14 protein-coding genes and 1 riboswitch are annotated in these 19,838 nt (G+C 67.2%); of the genes, 2 read left to right on the top strand and 12 right to left on the bottom strand.

The features are described from left to right. Window positions 1–42 precede the first annotated feature (42 nt). From ACFFJG_RS08120 to ACFFJG_RS08090, 7 genes are all read right to left on the bottom strand, one after another. Window positions 43–966, bottom strand: a complete 924-nt coding sequence (locus ACFFJG_RS08120; protein ID WP_378518095.1) for a cobalamin biosynthesis protein — start codon at window positions 964–966, stop codon at window positions 43–45. A gap of 17 nt (window positions 967–983) precedes the next feature. Then, entirely contained in the window at window positions 984–1,793 is an 810-nt protein-coding gene (locus tag ACFFJG_RS08115) for a CbtA family protein (RefSeq protein WP_378518094.1), read from the bottom strand. Window positions 1,794–1,808: 15 nt separating this feature from the next. Next, window positions 1,809–2,045, bottom strand: coding sequence for a CbtB domain-containing protein (locus ACFFJG_RS08110; RefSeq protein ID WP_378518093.1), 237 nt, complete (start codon window positions 2,043–2,045; stop codon window positions 1,809–1,811). Between the two features lie 85 nt (window positions 2,046–2,130). Continuing rightward, the gene (gene cobBC, locus ACFFJG_RS08105; protein WP_378518092.1) at window positions 2,131–4,581 is read right to left on the bottom strand and encodes a bifunctional hydrogenobyrinic acid a,c-diamide synthase/histidinol phosphate aminotransferase CobBC; all 2,451 of its coding nucleotides are present in this window, start codon (window positions 4,579–4,581) and stop codon (window positions 2,131–2,133) included. Next, on the bottom strand, window positions 4,575–5,189 hold the full coding sequence (cobO, locus tag ACFFJG_RS08100; protein ID WP_378518091.1) for a cob(I)yrinic acid a,c-diamide adenosyltransferase: 615 nt from the start codon (window positions 5,187–5,189) through the stop codon (window positions 4,575–4,577). The genes cobBC and cobO overlap by 7 nt, the downstream gene beginning before the upstream one ends. Next, the gene (gene bluB, locus ACFFJG_RS08095; protein ID WP_378518090.1) at window positions 5,189–5,839 is read right to left on the bottom strand and encodes a 5,6-dimethylbenzimidazole synthase; all 651 of its coding nucleotides are present in this window, start codon (window positions 5,837–5,839) and stop codon (window positions 5,189–5,191) included. The genes cobO and bluB overlap by 1 nt, the downstream gene beginning before the upstream one ends. Then, on the bottom strand, window positions 5,836–7,857 hold the full coding sequence (locus ACFFJG_RS08090) for a magnesium chelatase subunit D family protein (RefSeq protein ID WP_378518089.1): 2,022 nt from the start codon (window positions 7,855–7,857) through the stop codon (window positions 5,836–5,838). The genes bluB and ACFFJG_RS08090 overlap by 4 nt, the downstream gene beginning before the upstream one ends. A gap of 24 nt (window positions 7,858–7,881) precedes the next feature. Continuing rightward, window positions 7,882–8,028: riboswitch (cobalamin riboswitch) on the bottom strand. A gap of 18 nt (window positions 8,029–8,046) precedes the next feature. On the opposite strand from ACFFJG_RS08090, the gene cbiE reads away from it, so the two are divergent. Then, window positions 8,047–9,261, top strand: coding sequence for a precorrin-6y C5,15-methyltransferase (decarboxylating) subunit CbiE (gene cbiE, locus ACFFJG_RS08085; RefSeq protein WP_378518088.1), 1,215 nt, complete (start codon window positions 8,047–8,049; stop codon window positions 9,259–9,261). Window positions 9,262–10,556: 1,295 nt separating this feature from the next. Here cbiE and ACFFJG_RS08080 read toward each other — a convergent pair. The 4 genes from ACFFJG_RS08080 to ACFFJG_RS08065 all read right to left on the bottom strand — a co-directional run bounded on the left by ACFFJG_RS08080 (window position 10,557) and on the right by ACFFJG_RS08065 (window position 15,278). Further along, the gene (locus tag ACFFJG_RS08080) at window positions 10,557–11,486 is read right to left on the bottom strand and encodes a hypothetical protein (protein ID WP_378518087.1); all 930 of its coding nucleotides are present in this window, start codon (window positions 11,484–11,486) and stop codon (window positions 10,557–10,559) included. Continuing rightward, a complete protein-coding gene (locus ACFFJG_RS08075; RefSeq protein ID WP_378518086.1) occupies window positions 11,483–13,369 on the bottom strand; it encodes an ORC-CDC6 family AAA ATPase in 1,887 nt (628 codons plus the stop codon). The genes ACFFJG_RS08080 and ACFFJG_RS08075 overlap by 4 nt, the downstream gene beginning before the upstream one ends. After that, window positions 13,354–14,232, bottom strand: coding sequence for a phosphoribosyltransferase-like protein (locus ACFFJG_RS08070; RefSeq protein WP_378518085.1), 879 nt, complete (start codon window positions 14,230–14,232; stop codon window positions 13,354–13,356). Before ACFFJG_RS08070 ends, ACFFJG_RS08075 begins: the two co-directional genes overlap by 16 nt. Window positions 14,233–14,447: 215 nt before the next feature. Next, entirely contained in the window at window positions 14,448–15,278 is an 831-nt protein-coding gene (locus ACFFJG_RS08065) for a nuclease-related domain-containing protein (protein WP_378518084.1), read from the bottom strand. A gap of 487 nt (window positions 15,279–15,765) precedes the next feature. On the opposite strand from ACFFJG_RS08065, the gene ACFFJG_RS08060 reads away from it, so the two are divergent. Continuing rightward, window positions 15,766–16,359, top strand: coding sequence for a tyrosine-type recombinase/integrase (locus tag ACFFJG_RS08060; RefSeq protein ID WP_378518083.1), 594 nt, complete (start codon window positions 15,766–15,768; stop codon window positions 16,357–16,359). An 88-nt stretch (window positions 16,360–16,447) separates the two neighbouring features. Here ACFFJG_RS08060 and ACFFJG_RS08055 read toward each other — a convergent pair whose 3' ends face one another. Next, window positions 16,448–19,006, bottom strand: a complete 2,559-nt coding sequence (locus ACFFJG_RS08055; RefSeq protein WP_378518082.1) for a tetratricopeptide repeat protein — start codon at window positions 19,004–19,006, stop codon at window positions 16,448–16,450. Between the last annotated feature and the right edge of the window lie 832 nt (window positions 19,007–19,838).

Raw genomic sequence — 19,838 nt, 5'->3', positions numbered from 1 at the left:
GAGCCTGCGGTCCGGGCTCCGGGCCGACTTCTGTCCGCGCGTCTACCGGCGGGCCGCGAGCGCCGCGGCAACGGCGACCGCGCCCAGGCCGACGGCGTCAGCCAGCCGGACGGCTCGGTCGATGTCGCGGCGGGTCGGCGCGGGGCCGTCGCCGAGGACGACCCGGTCCTCGACGCCGTGGGCGTAGTGGTTGCGGCCGCCGATCCGTACGCCGAGCGCGCCGGCGAAGGAGGCCTCGACCACCCCGGCGTTGGGGCTGGGGTGGCGCCGGGCGTCGCGGGCCCACGCCCGGAGGGCGGCTGACGGTCGGCCGCCGACGAGCGGGGCGAGGGCTGCGGCGAGCAGGCCGCTGAGCCGGGCGCCGGGGAGGTTGAGCACGTCATCGGCGCGGGCGGAGGCCCAGCCGAAGCGGCCGTAACGCGCGCCGCGGTGACCGACCATCGCGTCGAGGGTGTTGGTCGCGCGGTAGGCGAGCAGGCCGGGGACGCCGAGGACGGCACCCCAGACGAGCGGCGCGACGACCGCGTCGGAGGTGTTCTCCGCGACCGACTCGACGACCGCGCGGCTGACCTCCGACTCGTCGAGCGCCGAGGTGTCACGGCCGACCAGGTGGGTCAGTCGCTGCCGGGCGCCGGGGAGATCGCCGGCGGCGAGCAGGTCGTGCACGGTCCGCGCCTCGCGGCCGAGCGAGGTGCCGCCGAGGACGGTCCAGGTGGCGGCGGCGGTGACGAGGGTGTGGGCGAGCGGGCGTCGTCGTGACGCCCGCTCCAGGCCGAGGCCGCCCCCCGCGGCAGCCCCGGCCAGGAGGGCCAGGTGGACGACGCCGCGCGCTCGCGCGTCGGCGTACGTCCGGGTCTCGAGCGCGGCGGCGGCGCTGCCGAACAGCGCCACCGGGTGCCCGCGGCGTGGGTCGCCCAGCACCCGGTCCGCGAGGTGGCCGAGCAGCAGTCCGGCTGCCCGGCTCACCCCTGGTCGCACGAGCCTCAGAGGGCCGCCGCGAACGCGCGCTGCGCCTCGCGGGCGTCGTGGCGGCGCCAGGTGCGGTCGACCAGCGCGGTCAGCGCCGCCCCGATCACTGCCCACATCGTCAGCAGCGTGAGCAGCGACGACACCCGGAAGTCCCACAGGACGCTGGCCGGGAACGCGCCCAGCTCGTCGACCTTCGGGAAGGCGAGCGCCGCGACGGCCACCACGACGACGTACGCCGCCGCACCGGCCAGCACGCCAGGCACGCCGCTCGAGCGACGGGCCGCGATGCGGGCGACCTCGACGGCCGCAACGATGGCGAGCACCGAGACCGCGACGAACCCGAAGTAGAGCGCGGTGCGGCTGTCGATGGTCTCGCCCGAGCCCACGGCCGGCGGGGTGGCGGGGTACTTCAGGAACGGCACCAGGCTGAACGCGACCGCGCCGAGAAGCACGACGAGCGCAGTGCTGCCGGCCGGGCGCAGCCTGCCGAGCCGGCCGAGGCCGAGCGCGGCGACCAGGCCGGAGAAGCCGCCGAGGACGACGCCGATGGCGAGGGTGCCGGTGGCCAGGCCCCAGGTGGACTGGGTGGAGCGGGAGACCTCGGCCTCGTCGCCGTGGGAGTGACCGGCGCTGGCGCCGGACGTGTCGTGGCTGTGCTCGTGGCTGTGTCCGTCGGTCGAGGAGGCGGGGGCGCTGGCCGCCTCCTCGAGCGCGATGGCACGGTCGACCTGCGGCTCCCCGACGGTGTACGCCACGACGAACGCGACGACACCGGCGAGCAGGCCGGCGAGGAGACCGTGCACCAGGAAGGTGCGGGTGGTCACGGGATCAGTGGGTGATCAGTGGCAGGGGAAGCCGAGCAGGTGGCGACCGTCGTGGACCCACTCGTGGATCGCGGTGCCCTCGGGGATGGTGATCGCGCCCTGCACCGAGCTGATCAGCACCAGCACGGACATCGCGAAGAGGGCGCCGAGGACGAGCCACGGGGCCAGCTCGCGCACCGGGATGGCGAGGTCGGACGGGGAGACGGAGCCGTCGGCTGCGAACGAGCCGGGGCTGGAGATGGCGTGCGCCATGGTTCCTCCTACGGGATGAAAGCGTCCCGGGTTGATGGGGAGTGACTTCCAGTCCGTCGGGTCTGACTTCACCGCTCTCAGCTGCTCAGAGCGGTGTCACAGTAGCGCCACTGTGCCGGATTCCCACCGGCTTCCTCAGGACTGGGTGCACGGAGCGTAGCGCACTCAGCAGCTCGTCGGTGACGGCGTCGCTCCGCGCGGAGATCCTGACCCACTCGGCGGTCAGTCCGGGGAACGTGTCGGCCCTCCGGACGGCGAAACCCGCGTGGCGCAAGGCCTCCCGGCTCCCGGCGCCGGTGCGGGCCAGGACGTACGGCGCGGTGCTGGGCACCGTCTCCACGCCCAGCTCGTCGAGGCCGGCCTGCAGCCGCGCGCGCCGCCGGTCGAGCTCGCGGGCCCGCGCGCGGCCCTCGGCGACGGCCTCCTCGGTGCTCGTCGCAATCAGTGCGGCGATGGCCGGCGCGGAGACCGACCACGGTGTCTGCTGCGCACGCAGCGCGACGACGACGTCGGGCTCGGCGAGGAGGTAGCCGGCGCGGACGCCCGGGATCGACCAGAGCTTGGTGAGGCTGCGGAGGACGACGACGCCTGCCTCTCGCTGGCCAGCGAGTGACTCGACGTCGTCGTCGAGGAAGGCCTCGTCGACGACGACCAGCCTGCCCTCCCGGGCGAGCGCCTTCACGGTGGCCGCGGGGTGGCGGACGCCGGTCGGGTTGGTCGGGTTGCCGATGACGACGAGGTCGGCGCTGTCGGGCACCTGCGCGGGGTCGAGGCGGAAGCCGTCCTCGTGGCGCAGCACGACCTGGTCGGGCACGTGGCCGGCCGTGCGGAGCGCGACCTCGGGCTCGGTGAACTGCGGGTGCACGACGACCGGGCGTTGCCAGTCCCGCATCCGCGCGATCAGGGTGAAGGCTTCGGCGGCGCCGGCGGTGGCAAGGACGTCGTCCGGCTCGCGACCGTGGCGCCGGGCGACGGCGGCCTCGGCCTCGCGGGCGTCTGGGTAGCGGTCGGCCTCGTCGAGCGACTCGACAAGGGCGCGGTCGAGCCAGCGCGGGCGCGGGCCGTCGAAGACGTTGACGGCGACGTCGACCAGCCCGGCGCTCGCCTCCCGGTCGCCGTGGTGGCGCAGGCCGGGGCCGGCGTACGCCGCCGCGGCTGCGACGAACCGGGCGGCGAGGTGGGGGTGGCCGGCCCAGTGGGTGTGGAGGTAGGACGCGTGCAGGCTCGGTGTCGCGACCCCGGCGGCGTCGGGCAGGTGCCAGGCGGGGTGGCCGGTGGAGGCGCGGGTGAGGTGGGTGCGGTGGAACTCGTGGCCGGTGACCTGCTCGCCCTTCCGAGACAGCAGGTCGTCGGCGGGGGCGGTGGCGGTGCGGTAGGACAGCGTGAGGCGGGGCGCCATCGCGGCGGTCGCGTCGATCGCGCCGACCATCGGCACCGCCGGTCCGTCGGGGCCCTGCACCGACTCGCAGAGGTAGAGCAGGCCCGCGCACTCTGCCACGGTCGGCAGCCCCCGCGCGATCGACGTACGGATGTCGCGGCGCAGCCGCTCGTTGGCGCCCAGGTCGGCGGCGTGCATCTCGGGGAAGCCGCCGCCGAGGTAGAGCCCCGTCGTGCCCTCCGGAAGCCGGGTGTCGGTCAGCGGGTCGAATTCCACGACCTCGGCCCCGGCCGCCTCGAGCAGCTCGGTCGTCTCGGCGTAGCGGAACGTGAACGCTCGGCCTCCGGCGACCGCGATGCGTGCCCCCTGCCCCGGTAGTCCAGTGGCAGGACGCTGCCCGGGGTGCGGTTCCACCACGCTTTGCCACTGGACTACCCCGGGGTCCCACGGCGTCGCGTCGAGGTCGGGCGCCGATCGCGCCAGCCGTACGACGGCCTCGAGGTCGACCTTCTCCGCGACCTGGGCGGCGAGCCGGTCGAGGGCTGCCGCGGCGTCGCCGCGCTCGGCGGCGGGCACGAGCCCGAGGTGGCGCGACGGGGCCTCGATGCCGTCGTCGCGCTGGAGCACGCCGAGCACCGGCAGCATGTCGCCGATGGACCGCACGACCTCGTCGGCGTGGCGCGCGGAGCCGGCCTTGTTGAGCACGACCCCGACGACGTCGACGGGCGGCCGCGCCCAGGTCCGGAGCCCGTGGATGGTCGCGGCAATGGTGCGCGACGCGGAGGAGATGTCGACGACCAGCACCACCGGCGTACGCGTGAGGCTCGCGACGTGCGCGGTCGAGGCGAAGCCGTCGCCGCCGATCTGCCCGTCGTAGAGCCCCATCACGCCCTCGATCACCGCGAGATCGGCGCCGGCCGCGCCGTGCAGCAGCAGCGGGACGAGCAGGTCCTCGCCGACGAGGTGCGGGTCGAGGTTGCGGCCCGGGCGGCCGGTGGCGAGCGCGTGGTAGCCGGGGTCGATGTAGTCGGGGCCGACCTTGTGGCCGCTGACGGTGTGGCCGGCGCGCGCGAGCGCGGCCATCAGCCCGGTGGCGACGGTGGTCTTGCCGTGGCCCGACGCGGGCGCGGCGACGACGAGGCGGGGGAGGGCTACCACTCGATGCCTCGCTGACCCTTCTGCCCGACGTCCATCGGGTGCTTCACCTGGCCCATCTCGGTGACGAGGTTGGCGGCCTCGACCAGGCGCGGGTCGGCGTACCTCCCGGTGACGACGACGTGCTGCTTGCCAGGGCGTGCGGTCAGCGTGGCGACGACCTCGTCGACGTCGACCCAGCCCCACTTCATCGGGTAGGTGAACTCGTCGAGCACGTAGAGGTCGTGGCGCTCCTCGGCGAGCGCGCGGGTGATCTCGGCCCAGCCCTCGGCGGCGTCGGCGGCGTGGTCCTCCTCGGTGCCGCCCTTGCGCGACCACGACCAGCCGGAGCCCATCTTGTGCCAGGCGACGGGCCCGCCCTCGCCGGTCTCCTCGTGCAGCCGGCCGAGGCGCTCGAGCACGGTCTGCTCGCCGATGCGCCACTTGGCCGACTTCACGAACTGGAAGACCCCGATGCTGAAGCCCTGGTTCCAGCCGCGCATCGCCAGCCCGAAGGCGGCGGTCGACTTCCCCTTGCCGGGGCCGGTGTGGACCATCAGCAGCGGGCGGTTGCGGCGCTGGGCCGTGGTGAGGCCGTCGTCGGGGACGGCGGTAGGGACACCCTGCGGCATCAGGACCTCCAGGTCTCGAGGTGGATGGCGTCGTCGAGGCTGCGGCCCTTGCGCCAGCCGTGGCGGACGAGGTCGGGCACGGTCTGCAGCTCGCGGACGGGGCCGAGGCAGAGCCAGGCGATGGGGCGTACGCCGTCGGGCAGCCCGACGAGGTCGGCGAGGAACTCCTCGCGGTAGAACGACACCCACCCCACGCCGAGGCCCTCGGCGGTCGCGGCGAGCCAGAGGTTCTGGATGGCCTGGCAGGTGGAGTAGAAGCCGGTGTCGGCGATCGCGTGGCGGCCGAGCACGTGGTCGCCGCCGCGGCCCTGGTCGTGGGTGACGACGACGCCGAGGCCCGACTCCCGCACCCCCTCGACCTTGATCTTCTCGAACGTCGCGCGGCGCTCGTCGTCGAGCTGCTCGGCGAAGACCTGCCGCTCGGTCTCGACGTGACGGGCGAACGCGTCGCGCCTCTCGTCGTCGAAGACCAGCACGAAGTCCCACGGCTGGCTGTGCCCGACGCTCGGGGCGCTGTGCGCGGCGTCGAGCACCCGCCGCAGCGCGCCGAGGTCGACGGTCTCGCCGCTGAACTCGGCCCGTACGTCGCGCCGGCGGGCGATGACGTCGTAGAGGTCGCGGCTCAGGGTGTCGTTGCTCCTGGCGTTCATGCGGCTGCCCGCGCGACGCCGGTCAGCGCCTGGGCGCTGACGTCGGCGATCGGCAGGTGGGTGGCGCGCATGGCCGTCGCGAGGTGGGCGGCGAGGCCCATCCGCATCGGGCCCTGCTCGCAGTCGACGACGACCGCGGTGGTGCCCTGCTCGGCGATCCACTGCGCGGCCTGCCGGCTGCGCGCCACCGCGTCGGCGCCGTGGGTGGCGCGGCCGTCGGTGATCACGATGAGCAAAGGGCGTCGGCGTGGGTCGCGCACGCGCTCGACGCGGAGCACGTCGGCCGCGGTCAGCAGGCCCTCCGCGAGCGGCGTACGCCCCCCGGCGGGGAGCTCGGACAGGCGCCGGGCGGCGATGTCGACCGAGTGCGTCGGCGGCAGCGCGACCTCCCCGGCGTCGGCGCGGAAGGTCACCAGCCCGACCTTGTCGCGACGCTGGTAGGCGTCGAGCAGCAGGCTGAGGATCGCGGTCTTGACCTGCTCCATCCGCCTGCGCGCGGCCATGCTGCCGCTCGCGTCGACGCAGAACAGGACGAGGTTGGCCTCGCGGCCCTCGCGGCGGGCGGTCCGGAGGTCCGTCTCCTCGAACCTGAGTCGCCCCTGCTCGCGGCCCCTCGAGCGCTGGTGTGGCGCCGCGGCGCGGATGGTCTCGACGAGGTGGAGCCCGCCCTCGCCGTTCGGGTCGACCCCGACTCGCCTGCCGTTGGTGGTCAGCGCGCGGGAGCGCCTTCCCGACTCGCCCGCTCCCGTGCCACGGACCTCGAGGCGCTGGACGCGGTAGGGCTCGGTGGCCCCGGCGACGCTGGTCCGTGAGTCTCCTGGCGACTCAGCCTCGGCCTTCGGCGGTCGAGGAGCGCCCCCCGCGTCCGGCTCGACGCCCGTGTCCTCGGTCGACGGACTGTCCGAGTCGAGTGACTCAGCTCCGTCGTCCGTCGGCCCGCCCTCCGAGTCGCCCTGCCCGTCCCCGTCCCCGTCGGGCTGGGGCGCCGGCGGCTCGGGCTCCGGCTCGTCGTCGCCGAGGATCGCGTCGAGCAGGTCCTCGTCGAGCCCGGGGGCGTCGAACGGGTTGCGCCGGCGGCGGTGGGGCAGCGCGAGCAGCGCGGCCTGGCGGATGTCGGCGCGGGTGACGGTGGTGCGCCCGTGCCACGCGGCGTGCGCGATGGCGGTGCGGGTGGTGACGATGTCGGCGCGCATCCCGTCGACCTCGAAGGCGGCGCACACCTCGGCCGCCTTGGTCAGCACCGCGTCGGTCAGCTCGACCTCGGGGAGCAGCTTGCGGGCCTCCGCGATGCGGTCGGTGAGCTCGCGCTCGGCGTCGGCGTACTGCTCGACGAACGCCTGCGGATCGGCGTCGAAGGCGAGGCGGCGGCGTACGACCTCGGCGCGCACCTGCGGGTCGCGTGGCGCGGCGATCTCGACGGTGAGGCCGAAGCGGTCGAGGAGCTGGGGCCGGAGCTCGCCCTCCTCGGGGTTCATGGTGCCGACGAGCACGAAGCGCGCGGCGTGGGCGACCGAGACGCCGTCGCGCTCGACGGTGGAGCGGCCCATCGCGGCGGCGTCGAGGAGCAGGTCGACGAGGTGGTCGTGGAGCAGGTTGACCTCGTCGACGTAGAGGATGCCGCGGTGCGCGCGGGCGAGGAGGCCGGGCTCGTACTCGGCGACGCCGTCGGCCAGCACCTTCGACAGGTGCAGCGAGCCGAGCACGCGGTCCTCGGTGGCGCCGACCGGCAGCTCGACGAGGCGTACGGGCCGGGTCTCGGTCTCGGCATCCCTCGGCCAGGTGCCGTCGGGCGAGGTGTCGCCGGGGGCGCTGGAGAACCGGTCGCCGGCGACCACCTCGATCGGCGGCAGCACGGAGGCGAGGGCGCGCACGGTCGTGGACTTGGCCGTTCCCTTCTCGCCGCGCACGAGGACGCCGCCGACCTCGGGGGAGATCGTGGTGAGGACCAGCGCGAGCGTCATGTCGTCGCGGCCGGGCGTCGGGGGGACGACGGCGGACAGGGGGTAGTGCAGTGGCATGGGGGCTCCCGCTCTCGTTGCCAGCTTCATGGGCAGCGGGAGGCCGGTCTTCAGACTTCTCGGATCGCCAGGTTCGGCGTCACGAGTCACTGCAGCGGGCCCTGTGCCGGATTCTCACCGGCTTCCCAGATTCTCCCCAGACTTCGGGGCACCTCTCGCTTGGTGCGCGTCACGATAGCGTCTGCCGCCATGTCTGCCACTGGGGTGCCCGCCGAGGTCGTCGTCGTCGGGATCGGCGCCGAGGGGTTCGCGTCCCTCTCGCCGTCGTCGCAGTCGCTCGTGCTCGAGGCGCCGGTGCTGTGGGGTGGGTCCCGTCATCTCGGGCTCGTGCCCCCTGTGTCCGGGCAGGAGAGGGTGCCCTGGCCGTCACCACTGTCGTCTGGCCTCCCCTCGTTGCTCGCTTCGTACGCCGGCCGGCGGGTCGTCGCGCTGGCCTCGGGGGACCCGCTGGTGTCGGGGATCGCGACGACGCTGCTCGACCTGGGGGTTTCGGTACGGGTTGTGCCTGCCGTCTCGTCGGTCGCGCTGGCACGGGCTCGGATGGGGTGGTCGTCCTCGTCGCACTCGGTCGTCACGGTGGTCGGGCGGTCGATCTCGACCGTGCTGCGCGAGTGCGCGCCCGGGCGGCGGGTGCTGGTGCTGTCCTCGGACGCCTCGACTCCCGCCGCTGTTGCCGAACTTCTGACGTCAGCTGGCTGGGGCTCGTCGTCCATGACGGTCCTCGGCGACCTGGGCTCGCCGTCCGAGTCGTCGGTGTCGGGCGTCGCGTCGTCCTGGTCCGAGTCGGCGCCTGCGCTCAACGTCATCGCGCTTGAGGTCGCCGGCTCCGGACTGGCGTCCTGGGCGCCCGGCCTCCCGGACTCGGCCTACGAGAACGACGGCCAGCTCACCAAGCGCGACCTCCGCGCGTCCGCCCTCGCCCGCCTCATGCCCGCCCCCGGCCAGCTCCTCTGGGACGTCGGCGCCGGCGCGGGGTCGGTCGGGATCGAGTGGATGCGTGCCCACCCGACCTGCCGGACGATCGCCATCGAGTCGAACTCCGAACGGGCCGCCCGGATCGCCCGGAACGCCTCCGCCCTTGGAGTGCCCGACCTCCAAGTGGTCGAGGGCCGCGCCCCGGACGCGCTGGCCGGCCTCCCCGCCCCCGACGCCATTTTGATCGGGGGCGGCGCGACCCGCGAGGGCGTCCTCGACATCTGCCTCGCCGCACTCAAGCCCGGCGGCCGCCTCGTCGTCCACGGCGTCACGCTCGAGACCGAGACCCTGCTCGCCCGCGCGTACGCCGATCACGGTGGCGCGTTGACCCGCATCGGCGTCGAAACGGCCGAACCCATCGGCACCTTCTCCGGCTGGACGCCGGCGCGCGCGGTCACGCAGTGGACCTGGTCGTTACCGACAGGCTGATCCTGCTCCAGTCCGCCCAGAATGACGAGCCCAACACGTACTGATCTCGTCAGTCGTGCAGGGCGGCCAGCGTCGTTCTCACGATGTCAGTAGTGGTCCCGATTCAGCCGAGTGCTTCAGCGACGGGCGGAGGCTTGCGCTACTGGAGCGGCCAGTCAGCCTTAGCAGAGTCGGGCTGCCGCACAGCAGCGCACGAGCACACAGCGACGGGCTGGCCGGGGTACGCACGACGGGGCAACCAGCCGAGGTGCTCCAGAAGCTGAGAGACTCTTGCCACAGTTATGTACGGCGCTCCCGTCCCACGGTAGGCGGCCGCGAACACGTCCGCGGCATTAGCTAAGTCAGCCATCAGAGGCTGAATCTGGGTTCTGATGTGCGGTTGAAGTGCGATCAGGCAGTCACTCAAGACGACCCGTCCCAAATCCACGCACTCTGGGTCCCGCCACTTTCCAACTCGATTCACGATCGCAATCGGTGCCTCGACCGCGTTCGTCGAACTGGCCGACAGTTCAGACCCACCTTGTCGAAGATTGGTGGTGTGCAAGAAGGGAACGTTATCGACACCAGAGAATTCGGCCAATCGGTAAACTGGGACATTCCCACGAATCAAACTGACGCACCGACAGCTCTGCTGCGCGAGCGCCCGTGCTGGCGGCGGCGGTGGAACAGACTCCAGATGGCTGCGGCCGCTCACGATGCGCACTAGCCAAGTCGAAACTCGCGCGCCTTTGAAGGTTGTAGTCCTGAAACGTTGGAGTCGCTCAACTCCGTATCTAGACTGAATCACGGACCACAAGGCCGCGTGCTTATCCGAGTCGAGGGCGCCATCTGGAAGCACCGCGTAAACGCCATCAGTGGGCCGCAGATCCGTCAATACTGCCAACAAGAACTGCATCGCCGGCGCCACTCGCCCCTCAAATTCATGAAACCGGACGATCGCGCCACCGTTTCCGCGGTAGGAGAAAGGAGGGTTCATGACTACTGCAGCAACTTCGCTGCACGCGAGCCGCCACGCATGACTCGCGCGCCGAGACCGGGTATTCAGAAGGTTGGCCCGACTGAGCAGCCACTCACCGTGACTGGCGTTAAGAGCTGCAATAGTCGTACCATCGACGTCCAATCCGACAAGTTGGACGTCCGCACCGAACCGAGCCCCGATCGCAGTGAGAAGGGCGCCGCCTCCCACGCTCGGATCGAGAACCACCCCACGCAGGCCGGACGGAAGAGCGGCGGCCAACTCAGCAGCAAGCCAGGGCGGAGAGTAGTAGGCATCTAGAGAATTCAAGAGGGTCATCTCACGAATTCACCCAGTTGACAAATCCGCTCACCTCGTAGACATACACTCCACGCGAACCGCGAGTACGTCCCTTCGAGCGAACAGGGTGGTCGTAGATCAGCTCCACAAGCGCGGGGTTCGCAATTGCAAACAGGACAGCGCCCAAGGCGTGTGGCTTTGTTCCGATCGGAGCTACGCGAAGATGCTTCATCCCGTAGCGCTGGTGGATCCGCGAGAGCGCTTCGTAGGCCTCGAACGGGCAGCTTGCTCTAGCCAGTTCGACTCGGGAGTACATTCTCCCAGACTCAAGGAAGTCTCGGTTCTCAAGATAGGTGTAAGTCGGGTACTCGGGACGGAATCCAGGTGAACCGACGATGGGATCTGTGCGACTGACCTCTACTTCCTCTTGGTCGATCACATGCCCGAGGCGAGCTCCCTCGAATCCCAGCAGAGGTGCGAAATGTCCTTCGTCGTCGGATCGACGCGACAGGTGGGCGAAGCCAGGGAGGGGCTCGATTCCGCGAGTTGTGCTTAGGTCGTACACGCCGGGCAACTCTTCGCTTCTGCGATAGTCATTCGGCTCGGCGTACAGCGCCACTATCTCCGGTCCTGCAATTACAAGCGCCTTAACGAAAGGTGCCCAAATTCGGTGCTCAAGGCTGGTCAGATCGATTGCCACGATCCCTCGCATGGATTGAGCAAACGCCTCGAGCTCAGCCCACTCAAAGATGTTCAGCGTTGTATCCAGGCCGTGGATGTGACAAAGCGCGTCATCAATCGCCTCTACTCGGCATAACCGCACACCGGCAATTGAACTCAATTCCTCTACGATAGTTTCGGCTCGCTCTTCCTCAATGTCCGCACCGTAGATCAAATGGGTGATCCCCACTGAAGAGATCTCGCTGGAGTCGAGACGTCGAGTGAACGAAGGCGCCGCAATGTTAATCATGGCTGCTCCAAAAGGCTTAACTGGATCGACTCCGCGTCCGAGCCTCCGATCCTTGTACTCAGGATTCCGCGCGCGGTGCTGTTCGCGCTCTCCCGTTGCGTTAGAGCCAGGATCTGCTCCGCTCGAAGGTGCATTCGGCGCTTGCGTCGTGAGCTGTACACGAAATACGGCGACAGGACCGGATGCAATTGATAGTCCGGCTCGCGAGTCACGACTGAACCACGAGCGTTCTTGTCACCCTCAAAACTGAGAAGGATCCCCTGACCGACAGCCTCGTTCAGCAGCTGGTCGACGTCCGCATCCTCCACTCGACCGCGCGCGTACGTGACACGGAACTGATTCACTTCAGGGGTTGCCAGAGGCGCTTCGCGCGCCAGTGTTCCGAAGATGCTTCCCAAACCGAGCGCGAGACGGGTCAACGCCGCCCCATGACGGGACCATCCTTGAAGGTCGCGAATGGTGGTCTCCCCAACACGTGCCGCGGCGCGCGTCTGATGCTGAACCGAAACCTGACTGTCGAGACCACCGCCCTCAAGGGCATGCATCCTGAGGGCCTCGTAAACCAGCCTGATTAAGTAACGGATGTTCCCGTCGGCAAGTTGACAGTACTGCTTCCAGCCAGCGTAGTATTTTCTTTCACCGATCCGCTTCTCGCGAAGAGAGAAAAGCATCGCATAGCCGTAGTTGACCATGCGACCATTCCATTCTTTGGGATTGGTCATCGCAAACCTCAGAACGATAGAGGGCGGCTCGTGGTGTGAATCTGCCCACTTGCTGACCATGCACGCCTGCAGGTTCGAGAGATTCCGCAGAAACTCAACTTCGGCCTCACCGACAGTCGAATCGGACGTCATCTTGCTCAGCAATTCGTCCCTGACTCGACCCGCACCCAGTAGGTCGGCCTCCAGTTCTAGCGTTAGGGCCGGAAGAATGATTGCAGGGTCTACCTCGCCCCGACCAATGAGATCGAACCTCTGACCAATCACCGTCGACGCAAACTTCTCGAAAGATTCGCCCTTCAAATCGCTGATGATGTCGACTGTCGTGAAGTCGGCGGGATCCTGAATCGGCTGAGCGTCAATTAGCGTGTCAGTGACGATCGACAACCTATTGCGAACGCCGATCTTGAATGTATAAGGCGCTTTCCCAACTTGCTTGATAAGCGTGTTCAAAATTTTCTTCTGGTAGATTTCTAGGGTTTCGTACTCGTCCAAACAAAACATGAACGGCCGAGAACGGTCGACCGCCAGTCCGCCGATAGCCTTGAATAGATAGTCGAGGGGTCGCCCGGGAAGAGATACGGGAAGAGTGGCGAGCCCAGAGATATTTCCATTAATCTTCGTCTCGACATCGACTAAAGCAAGATCCAGTGCCTGCGAAAGTTGAGTCAGATCCGTCGACGGTTCCATGTGCAATGAACGGGTGAAGAGTAGCAATTGGTGATCGTCGAGATTTGTACGTTGGGCGTGTGCATCAACGGCGATGGCGTAATCCACAACCATCGAGCTCAGTTTCAGGTTGAGGTATTGGGAGAAGACTGCGGACCAGGTCTCCTCACTCACGCCCTTGCCCCGAAACACCGTCACGACGTTCGGCTCGACTTTCCAATATGCGCCGACGACATCCCACTTTCGTGGATCGTCAGATCCGACCACCCTCGCTTGTCCGCCGAATGACATCGAACGAAGCGTCGTTGTTTTGCCAGTCCCTCTTCCGCCGACTAGGAAGCTAGGACTGATGCCTAGTAGTTGGTTGAAGTAGAGGGGCGCCGAGAACTGCCGGTAAAGTTCGTCGTCGCTTTGATATTCTGCTCGCACTTGGCCGAACGCGCGGTTAAGTTGCTCAAGTAAATTGGAACCGGATTTGATCAGTCCGTCGCCCATGGCGTCCAGGTCTCCGTTCGAGGTCCGGTTCTTAGCACCGGCAAAGTATTATTGGGGCAGCCGTGGTGAAATGACAGCGATAGCCCGAGATCACCGAACCCGGCGTTTCCGTCTTCGTTTTTCCCGGTATTGGGTGTGTACTTTGTCAGGAAAGCCGCAATCATCGGTCTGAGGTTCTCGGGTAGTAGCCGCGTGTTTGGGTCCAGAGCTTCGTACTCCTTGTCAATGATGTACGAAGCGACGACTGGAACGTCGCACTCTTCCTCGATCTTTGACTTCGCTTTCGAAGTTGCGATTAGGGGTGCGTAGTAGGCCGCGGATATGGCGCCGTTCTTCTTGAGCGCCTCAAGGGACGTCTTGCCGCGCGGGGTGGGATAGTTCCGCTTCCAGTTGCGCACAAACTGTGTCCCCGACGCTGCAAGGTCATCAAGAAAAATGATGGGCTTCGCTTCTTCGGCGTCGAGGCTCTTAACGAGAGTGTCGCTGGCGAGGATACGATTTTCCGGGATCCCCAGCTGCTCCGCCATCCGGCCAAAGAGATAGCCCGAGGCAGTGTCATCGCCGGAGCGACCAAGCGGGAATGACAAGATCACTCGGTCCATGAACTCCGTCCACCTAGACGGGCGTTCGTACGTCGTGCCGAACTCCGGGTAGGTAGATACTTGGCGAAGCGTCGATGCCACGGCGTGCCTTACCTGTTCGCCGTCGATATGCACATGTGAGCCCAGTAGGGCTTTTGCGATTTCTTGGTCCATGCCGTCGTCGAAGTTTGCAAGCCAACCGTGGAGATCCAGTCGCTTCGGGTTCGGCCAGACCGCGATTTCGGACAGGTAGCGTCGCTCCTCGAGGATGTCCTTCTGCACTCGCTGCTGCCTTCGCGTAGTCCTGCTCGGTCGTGCCGACGAGAGCGCTTCGAGCTGTGACCTCTACCGACTCCCCAGGCGGCCAGAGCAGGTTACCGGGTGCGGCACCTGCGGAGCGGCAAGCAGTCGACGAACGGCGACTTGTATGTCCTTGGTGTGCTGCGCGCAACGGTGTTAGCCCGACCTAGCCCATTGCGCCGCGTGCCCGCTCGGCGTTAGGCCGATTGAAGGGCCGATGCGACGTCTCGGTGGACTCGGTGAATCACGTCAGCGTCGAGGGCTCCGGGAGATCCGAGGGTCGACTGCAATAGTTTGGGCCAGAGGACCTGGACATCGCGCGTGGTGAATGCGCCGCCGATCAGCGGCCAGTCTGCGTCGACTAAGCACAAGACGCCGTGCACCGGGGCCTGGTCACCGACGACGGTGCGAACGACTTCGACCTGTTTGAGGACGCTGTCGACCAGCTTGGTGCAGTCTCGGCGTCCGACCATCATGCGCTCCACACGCGGGCGCAGGAGCCCGCCTTCGACCCGGAGCTGCGGTCGGCCGCTGTACCTCTTAGCGTCGATCACGTAGATGCCCGTTGGCGTCACGGCGAGGTGGTCGATGTTCGCGCGACTGCCGCGAATGCGCCGGTCGTGGAGGATCCGGCATGTCTCGGACTGCAACGAGGTGAGGCGGCTACCGAGGCGTTCTTCGCCGAGGGCTCCACTGTCCCAGGCTGTGGCGGACTGAGGTTCGTCGCTGAGCGCCAGGATCAGACCACCGAGCTTCGGATGCTTGGCGCGGATGCGTTGCTCGCGCCCGGCCTTGCGGCGTTCGAACTCGCGTCGCGCGGAACTCCCGGCCTCGCCGATGTTGAACTCGACGACGGGCTCAGCGACGGGCTCGGGCACATGGTGGTCGTGGGTCAGGCAGCGGACGGTCTTGGTCTCTCGCTCGTATACAGCCTCTGTCTTCGCGGGCAGCGCTGCGTCGCAGACCCGGCACGTGCCGGCATAGCGCAGGCGCATCCGCTTCTCGGCTGGCGCAGTCGTGTCGTCCACGCCTGGACGGTAGCCGCCGTTCGCAGACCCGGTCTGAGCATTGCTGGAGGTGACGGCGATCCCGGGGCAAGAGTTGATCCCGGGGCAGCAGTTGCCGGACTTGGCGTCGGGCAAGTGCCTCGTCCACGCTCGGCGGATCAGGGCGAGGATTGGCCAACTCCGCCAGGTGACACCGATGAACACCCTCTTGCCGTCCCAACCGGATGCCATGACCTCGGCTCAACTTGCCGCGGTGTCGTACCTTGCTCGCTACGCCGGGCACACCCACACGCTGTACTCCTCCCAGCTGCGGCGCTGGTTCGCGTGGTGCGGACCAACACGCTCGACCCGCTCGTCGGGATCCAGCGCGCTCACATCGAGCTCTACATCCGCCACCTCGGACAAGCCGGGCTGATGGCGTCTTCGGTAGTGACGTCGATGCACGCCGTCCGCGGCTACTTCCGCCACACCCACATCAACGGACTCATCGTGTCCGATCCGGCTGTCTATGCACGCCTACCGCGAGTGCACCGCAACGAGTCTCGCACCCAAGGCCTGGACCGCCTTGAGCTCATCCGCTTCCTCCAAGTCGCCCAGACCCTCACCGTCCAGCCACGGCGCCTTGGCGTTCCTACTCGGCGTCAACGCACTCCGTGCCTTTGAAGCGGCCGCGGTCCGGATCGACGACTATTCCGAAACTCTGCGCGGACACCGAGTGATCCATCTCGTCGGGAAGAGCGACAAGCCGACCACCATGCCGATCACCGTTCCTGTGCTGCGGGTCCTAGAAGCTTGCCGAGGAGATCGGACGGAGGGCCGGCTCATCCCGCGCCCCGTGTCCGGCAATCCCATCGACCGGCGGGACGCCTATCGCATGGTCGCCCGCATCGCGAAAGCCGCAGCAATTCCGCGCCACGTCAGCCCGCACTCGCTTCGCCACGCGGCCATCACCAACGCCCTCGACGCCGGCGTCCCGCTGCGCGATGCACAGATCCTCGTCAGGCACTCCGACCCACCCACCACCGAGCACTACGACCGCGCCCGCGGCAACCTTGACTGCCGCGGCGTCCACTTCCTCACGGCCTATGTCGCCGGGGTCTAGCGAGACCTGCATCGCGGTGCAGGCGCATTCCAATGCCCAGAATGGACGTGCCACAGATGCGCTCGAACCACGCGTAAGACTCGGCGCCTCAGGTTGCCCTCGGCGGATCTGCCGCCTGATCTTCGACCGCGTCGGGTGGCATAAGCGCGGTTTCCCAGTCGTTCATGACGACCGAGTACTCAGGTAGGAGGTCTGGGTGCAACCGCTTGTCGATCCATTCTTGGCTAGCCAAGCCAAAGTCGGCCTTGAGCGTGCGGAAGTGAGAGACCGCGTCTCGACTGCGGTGTTGCTGACTGACCGATACAGCAAGTCCAGCTCGAGCATCCAGGTTTGAGTTGTCTAGTTGAACGAGCGCAGCGAAGGTCGCTTCTGCCTCCACGAATCTTCCGCTGTTCGAGTAGGCCGCTGCAAGGCTCCAGAGGGAGTCGTCGTCGCTTGGGTTTGTTCGGACCAGCTCAGCCAGCAGGTCAATCGCTTCCGCCCATCTCCGCGCAAGGAAGTAGCTGCTTGCCAATAGCCGCTTGCTGCGTCCGCTTCCACTGTGAGCGATCGCATTTTCGGCGGCCGCGACAGCCTTGTTGGCGTCGCCGATTGTTAAGTAGTACTCAGAAAGGTGATTTAGTGCGGACGATGAACCCGGATTGAGCTTCAAAGCCTCCTCAATGTCATCGAGTGCGTCGGTGTTCGCCCCGGTAAGCGCTAGGCGCGCACATGCACGTCGAACAAACAACTCTGAGGCGCCCGGCGTGATCTCAATCGCGCGACTAACGTCAGCTATCGCTCCTGACAAATCACCCCTACGTCGGCGAACGACATATCGCGTCATAAGAGCCACGTGCTGATAATCGGACGGAGCTGCCGCGGCACGTGCGACGCTAGCCTCAGCCTCATCGAGTCTGCCCGCGTCGGCAAGAATCCTGGCCGCCACGTAGTCAGCCTGCGCCTCGTCAGCGCCGAGCTCCCTCGCAGCATCCACGTCAGCCAACGCCCTTTCATACTGTCCGTTCTCGGACTTAATCCGTGCCGCCATGAGCCGCACGCCGGCGTCCTCGGGGCACGCTGCCACTGCTCGAGCGGCCAAGCCGAGGCCGTCGATGATCGCACCGCGACGTAGCATTGTCCCTAGCCACAGGGAATAATTGTGGGAGTTCGCAGGGAAGCGAAGTTCAACGTCCCGGAAGGCCGCCTCGCTCTCGCCGACTTCGCCACCCGCCGCCAACAGAGCGGCGCGGTGCGACAAGTAGTCATCGTCATCGGGGGCGAGCGAAACAGCACCTTCCACATCCTCCAACGCTTCAACCGTTCGCTCGAACCGCTCGTGATGAAGCGCACGATAGAAGAGCGCTTGATGCGTGGGAAGGACCTCAATGGACGCCGTGAAGTCTGCAAGAGCCCCGGCGTTATCCCCAGCGCGTTCCCGGGCGCGCCCGCGCTGCCTGAGACCGATCGCCCGCTCCTTGTCGTCCGCGCCGCTCAGCGCTTTCTCGAAGTCGCGTTCCCCAGCCTCTAAGTCTCCGTTGCGGATGTACGCGTCCCCTCGTAGACGAAGCAACCGGCGATCCGTCGGTGCTTGAGCTAGAGCGAACGAGAAATCTTGGATCGCCATTTTGACATTCCGCCGGGACAAGTTGTCTCGCCCAACCTGCGAGAGGGCCGTTAGAGCCACTCGCTCGCCTTCCTCCATCACGAGAACTTCAAGTGCGGCGATCGAACCGCGCCGGTGGGCCGCCGAACGCGAATCCGACTCAGCGAGTGCCTCCCCGCGACGCACGCGAGCTTCAGGATCGTCAGGGTTTCGACGGACGACCTGGTCGAAGATGACGACCGCCTCGTCACGGCGTCCGAGTTTGTAAAGCGCACTTCCCTTCAACTTGAGTACTGCGTGTTCCCTGTGTCGCTCAGGCGGGAGCTCACCTAAGTCCTCTAACGCTCCGGCTGCGTCGCCAGCAGCGAGCCTGTGTTCGGCCCGAGCAAGTCGAGCAACAGGATCGTCCGACCGAAGCATTAGGGCTTTGTCAAAATCCTCCAGTGCGGCCTCCTTCCTGCCGAGCGACATCCGGACGTGACCGCGGAACGCGTACGCCCAGGGCCATGATGGAAGTCGACGGATGAGGTCGTCCGCGAGCCTGTGTGCTTCGTCGTAGTCGGGTGCATTCCGGGCGGCAATCGCGCGCTCGACTATCCCCAAAGTGCTTTCGCGCAGTCGCACGTCGAGGTCCCGACGAACGAACAAGTAGTCAGCCGTACCGGCCCCGCAGACGCCGAGTTGAAGGAGCATCAAGAAGCCGACAACGTAGGAATCGACTGTCCAGTCCGCAACGACGGGGGTGAACTCGGCTCCGGACTTGACACCTCCTATCGCGCATAGGCACAACATTGAGGATGCGACGAACCAGTAAAACCAGACTGCGCCCTTTGCTACCGGGTCTATAGCTTTAGCCTCCACGAACCCGCCTGTGCTCTGCTCAACTTCGTCGTCGCTTAGGGCTCGACCGTCGCTCGACGCGCGGACGAGATCCCTCAACACCCCGTCTGATTGCGTTATTGCACGGTCGCGTTGACCGCGGAGCCGTATTGACGCAAAACCCACCAAGAAGGTCGTCACGCTGAGCCCCGTTCCAAGCGCGCTGACGACGGCGTCATCCATGAATAGCACCGCCGCCAGCCGCAGCGACTGTGCGGTTACACACTCGCGGCTGCCGCTTTCCGCGGATCGCTGTTGTAAGCTTAGCCCGAGCTTTCCTCCTGCACTGCGGACGCTCCAGCGTCGTCCGGCTCAACCTTCCTGGGTTACAGGACGCGATCTCGACTTTGCGCTGAGTGGAAGTCAAGGACCGGCAACCCGCTTCTTGAGCATGATTCATTCAGACAACCTACGGGGCTGGGACGTATCTGGCGAGGACCCAAGCGCTGCCATAGATTGACCGCGCTTGAGCGTCCGTTACCCCTTCACCAAGGCCGTCGTTTGAGACCTGGGTCTGGGCGGCAGATGAGTCGAGCCCTACTGCGCGGTTCGTCGAAGAATTGCATCCCAGCAATAGATGCTTGCAAGCAGTCGCCCCGGGTGGATGCCCTTCTTCCCCGGATCACTGAGGTCCGGCAAGTTGACCGCTGCACCAATGAATCGCGACGTACGTCACTTCGCCGCTTATGACGCGCGTGCAGCGCGAACCCAGGGCGCCGGTTGCCTCGGACCTTGTGAGGTCAGGTGCCACGACCGGCATGCGGGGCACGGGTAGGCGCGGCAGGGCACCTTGCGGCCGGAGTCTGCGTACCTCTGCCGGATCGCCCGCATGAAGCGCTGGGCAGTCCGCTGGTCGGGATACGAGATCTTGGAGCAGACGGGCATCGCGACGTTCCTCGAGTCGCGTGCTCAGCTGGCTCACATCCGGCCCGGCACGGTGGGTTCACGACTGATGTCGCTCTGCCCGTTTCGGAGCGTGTGTGGCTCCGCCTTGGTGAAGCAGAGGCTAGTGCCG

It is taken from the genome of Nocardioides zeicaulis (assembly GCF_042432345.1).
GTDB classification, from domain to species: Bacteria; Actinomycetota; Actinomycetes; order Propionibacteriales; family Nocardioidaceae; genus Nocardioides; species Nocardioides zeicaulis.
Note: the sequence above shows the minus strand (reverse complement) of the source record. Positions and strands in the feature narration are given on the sequence as shown.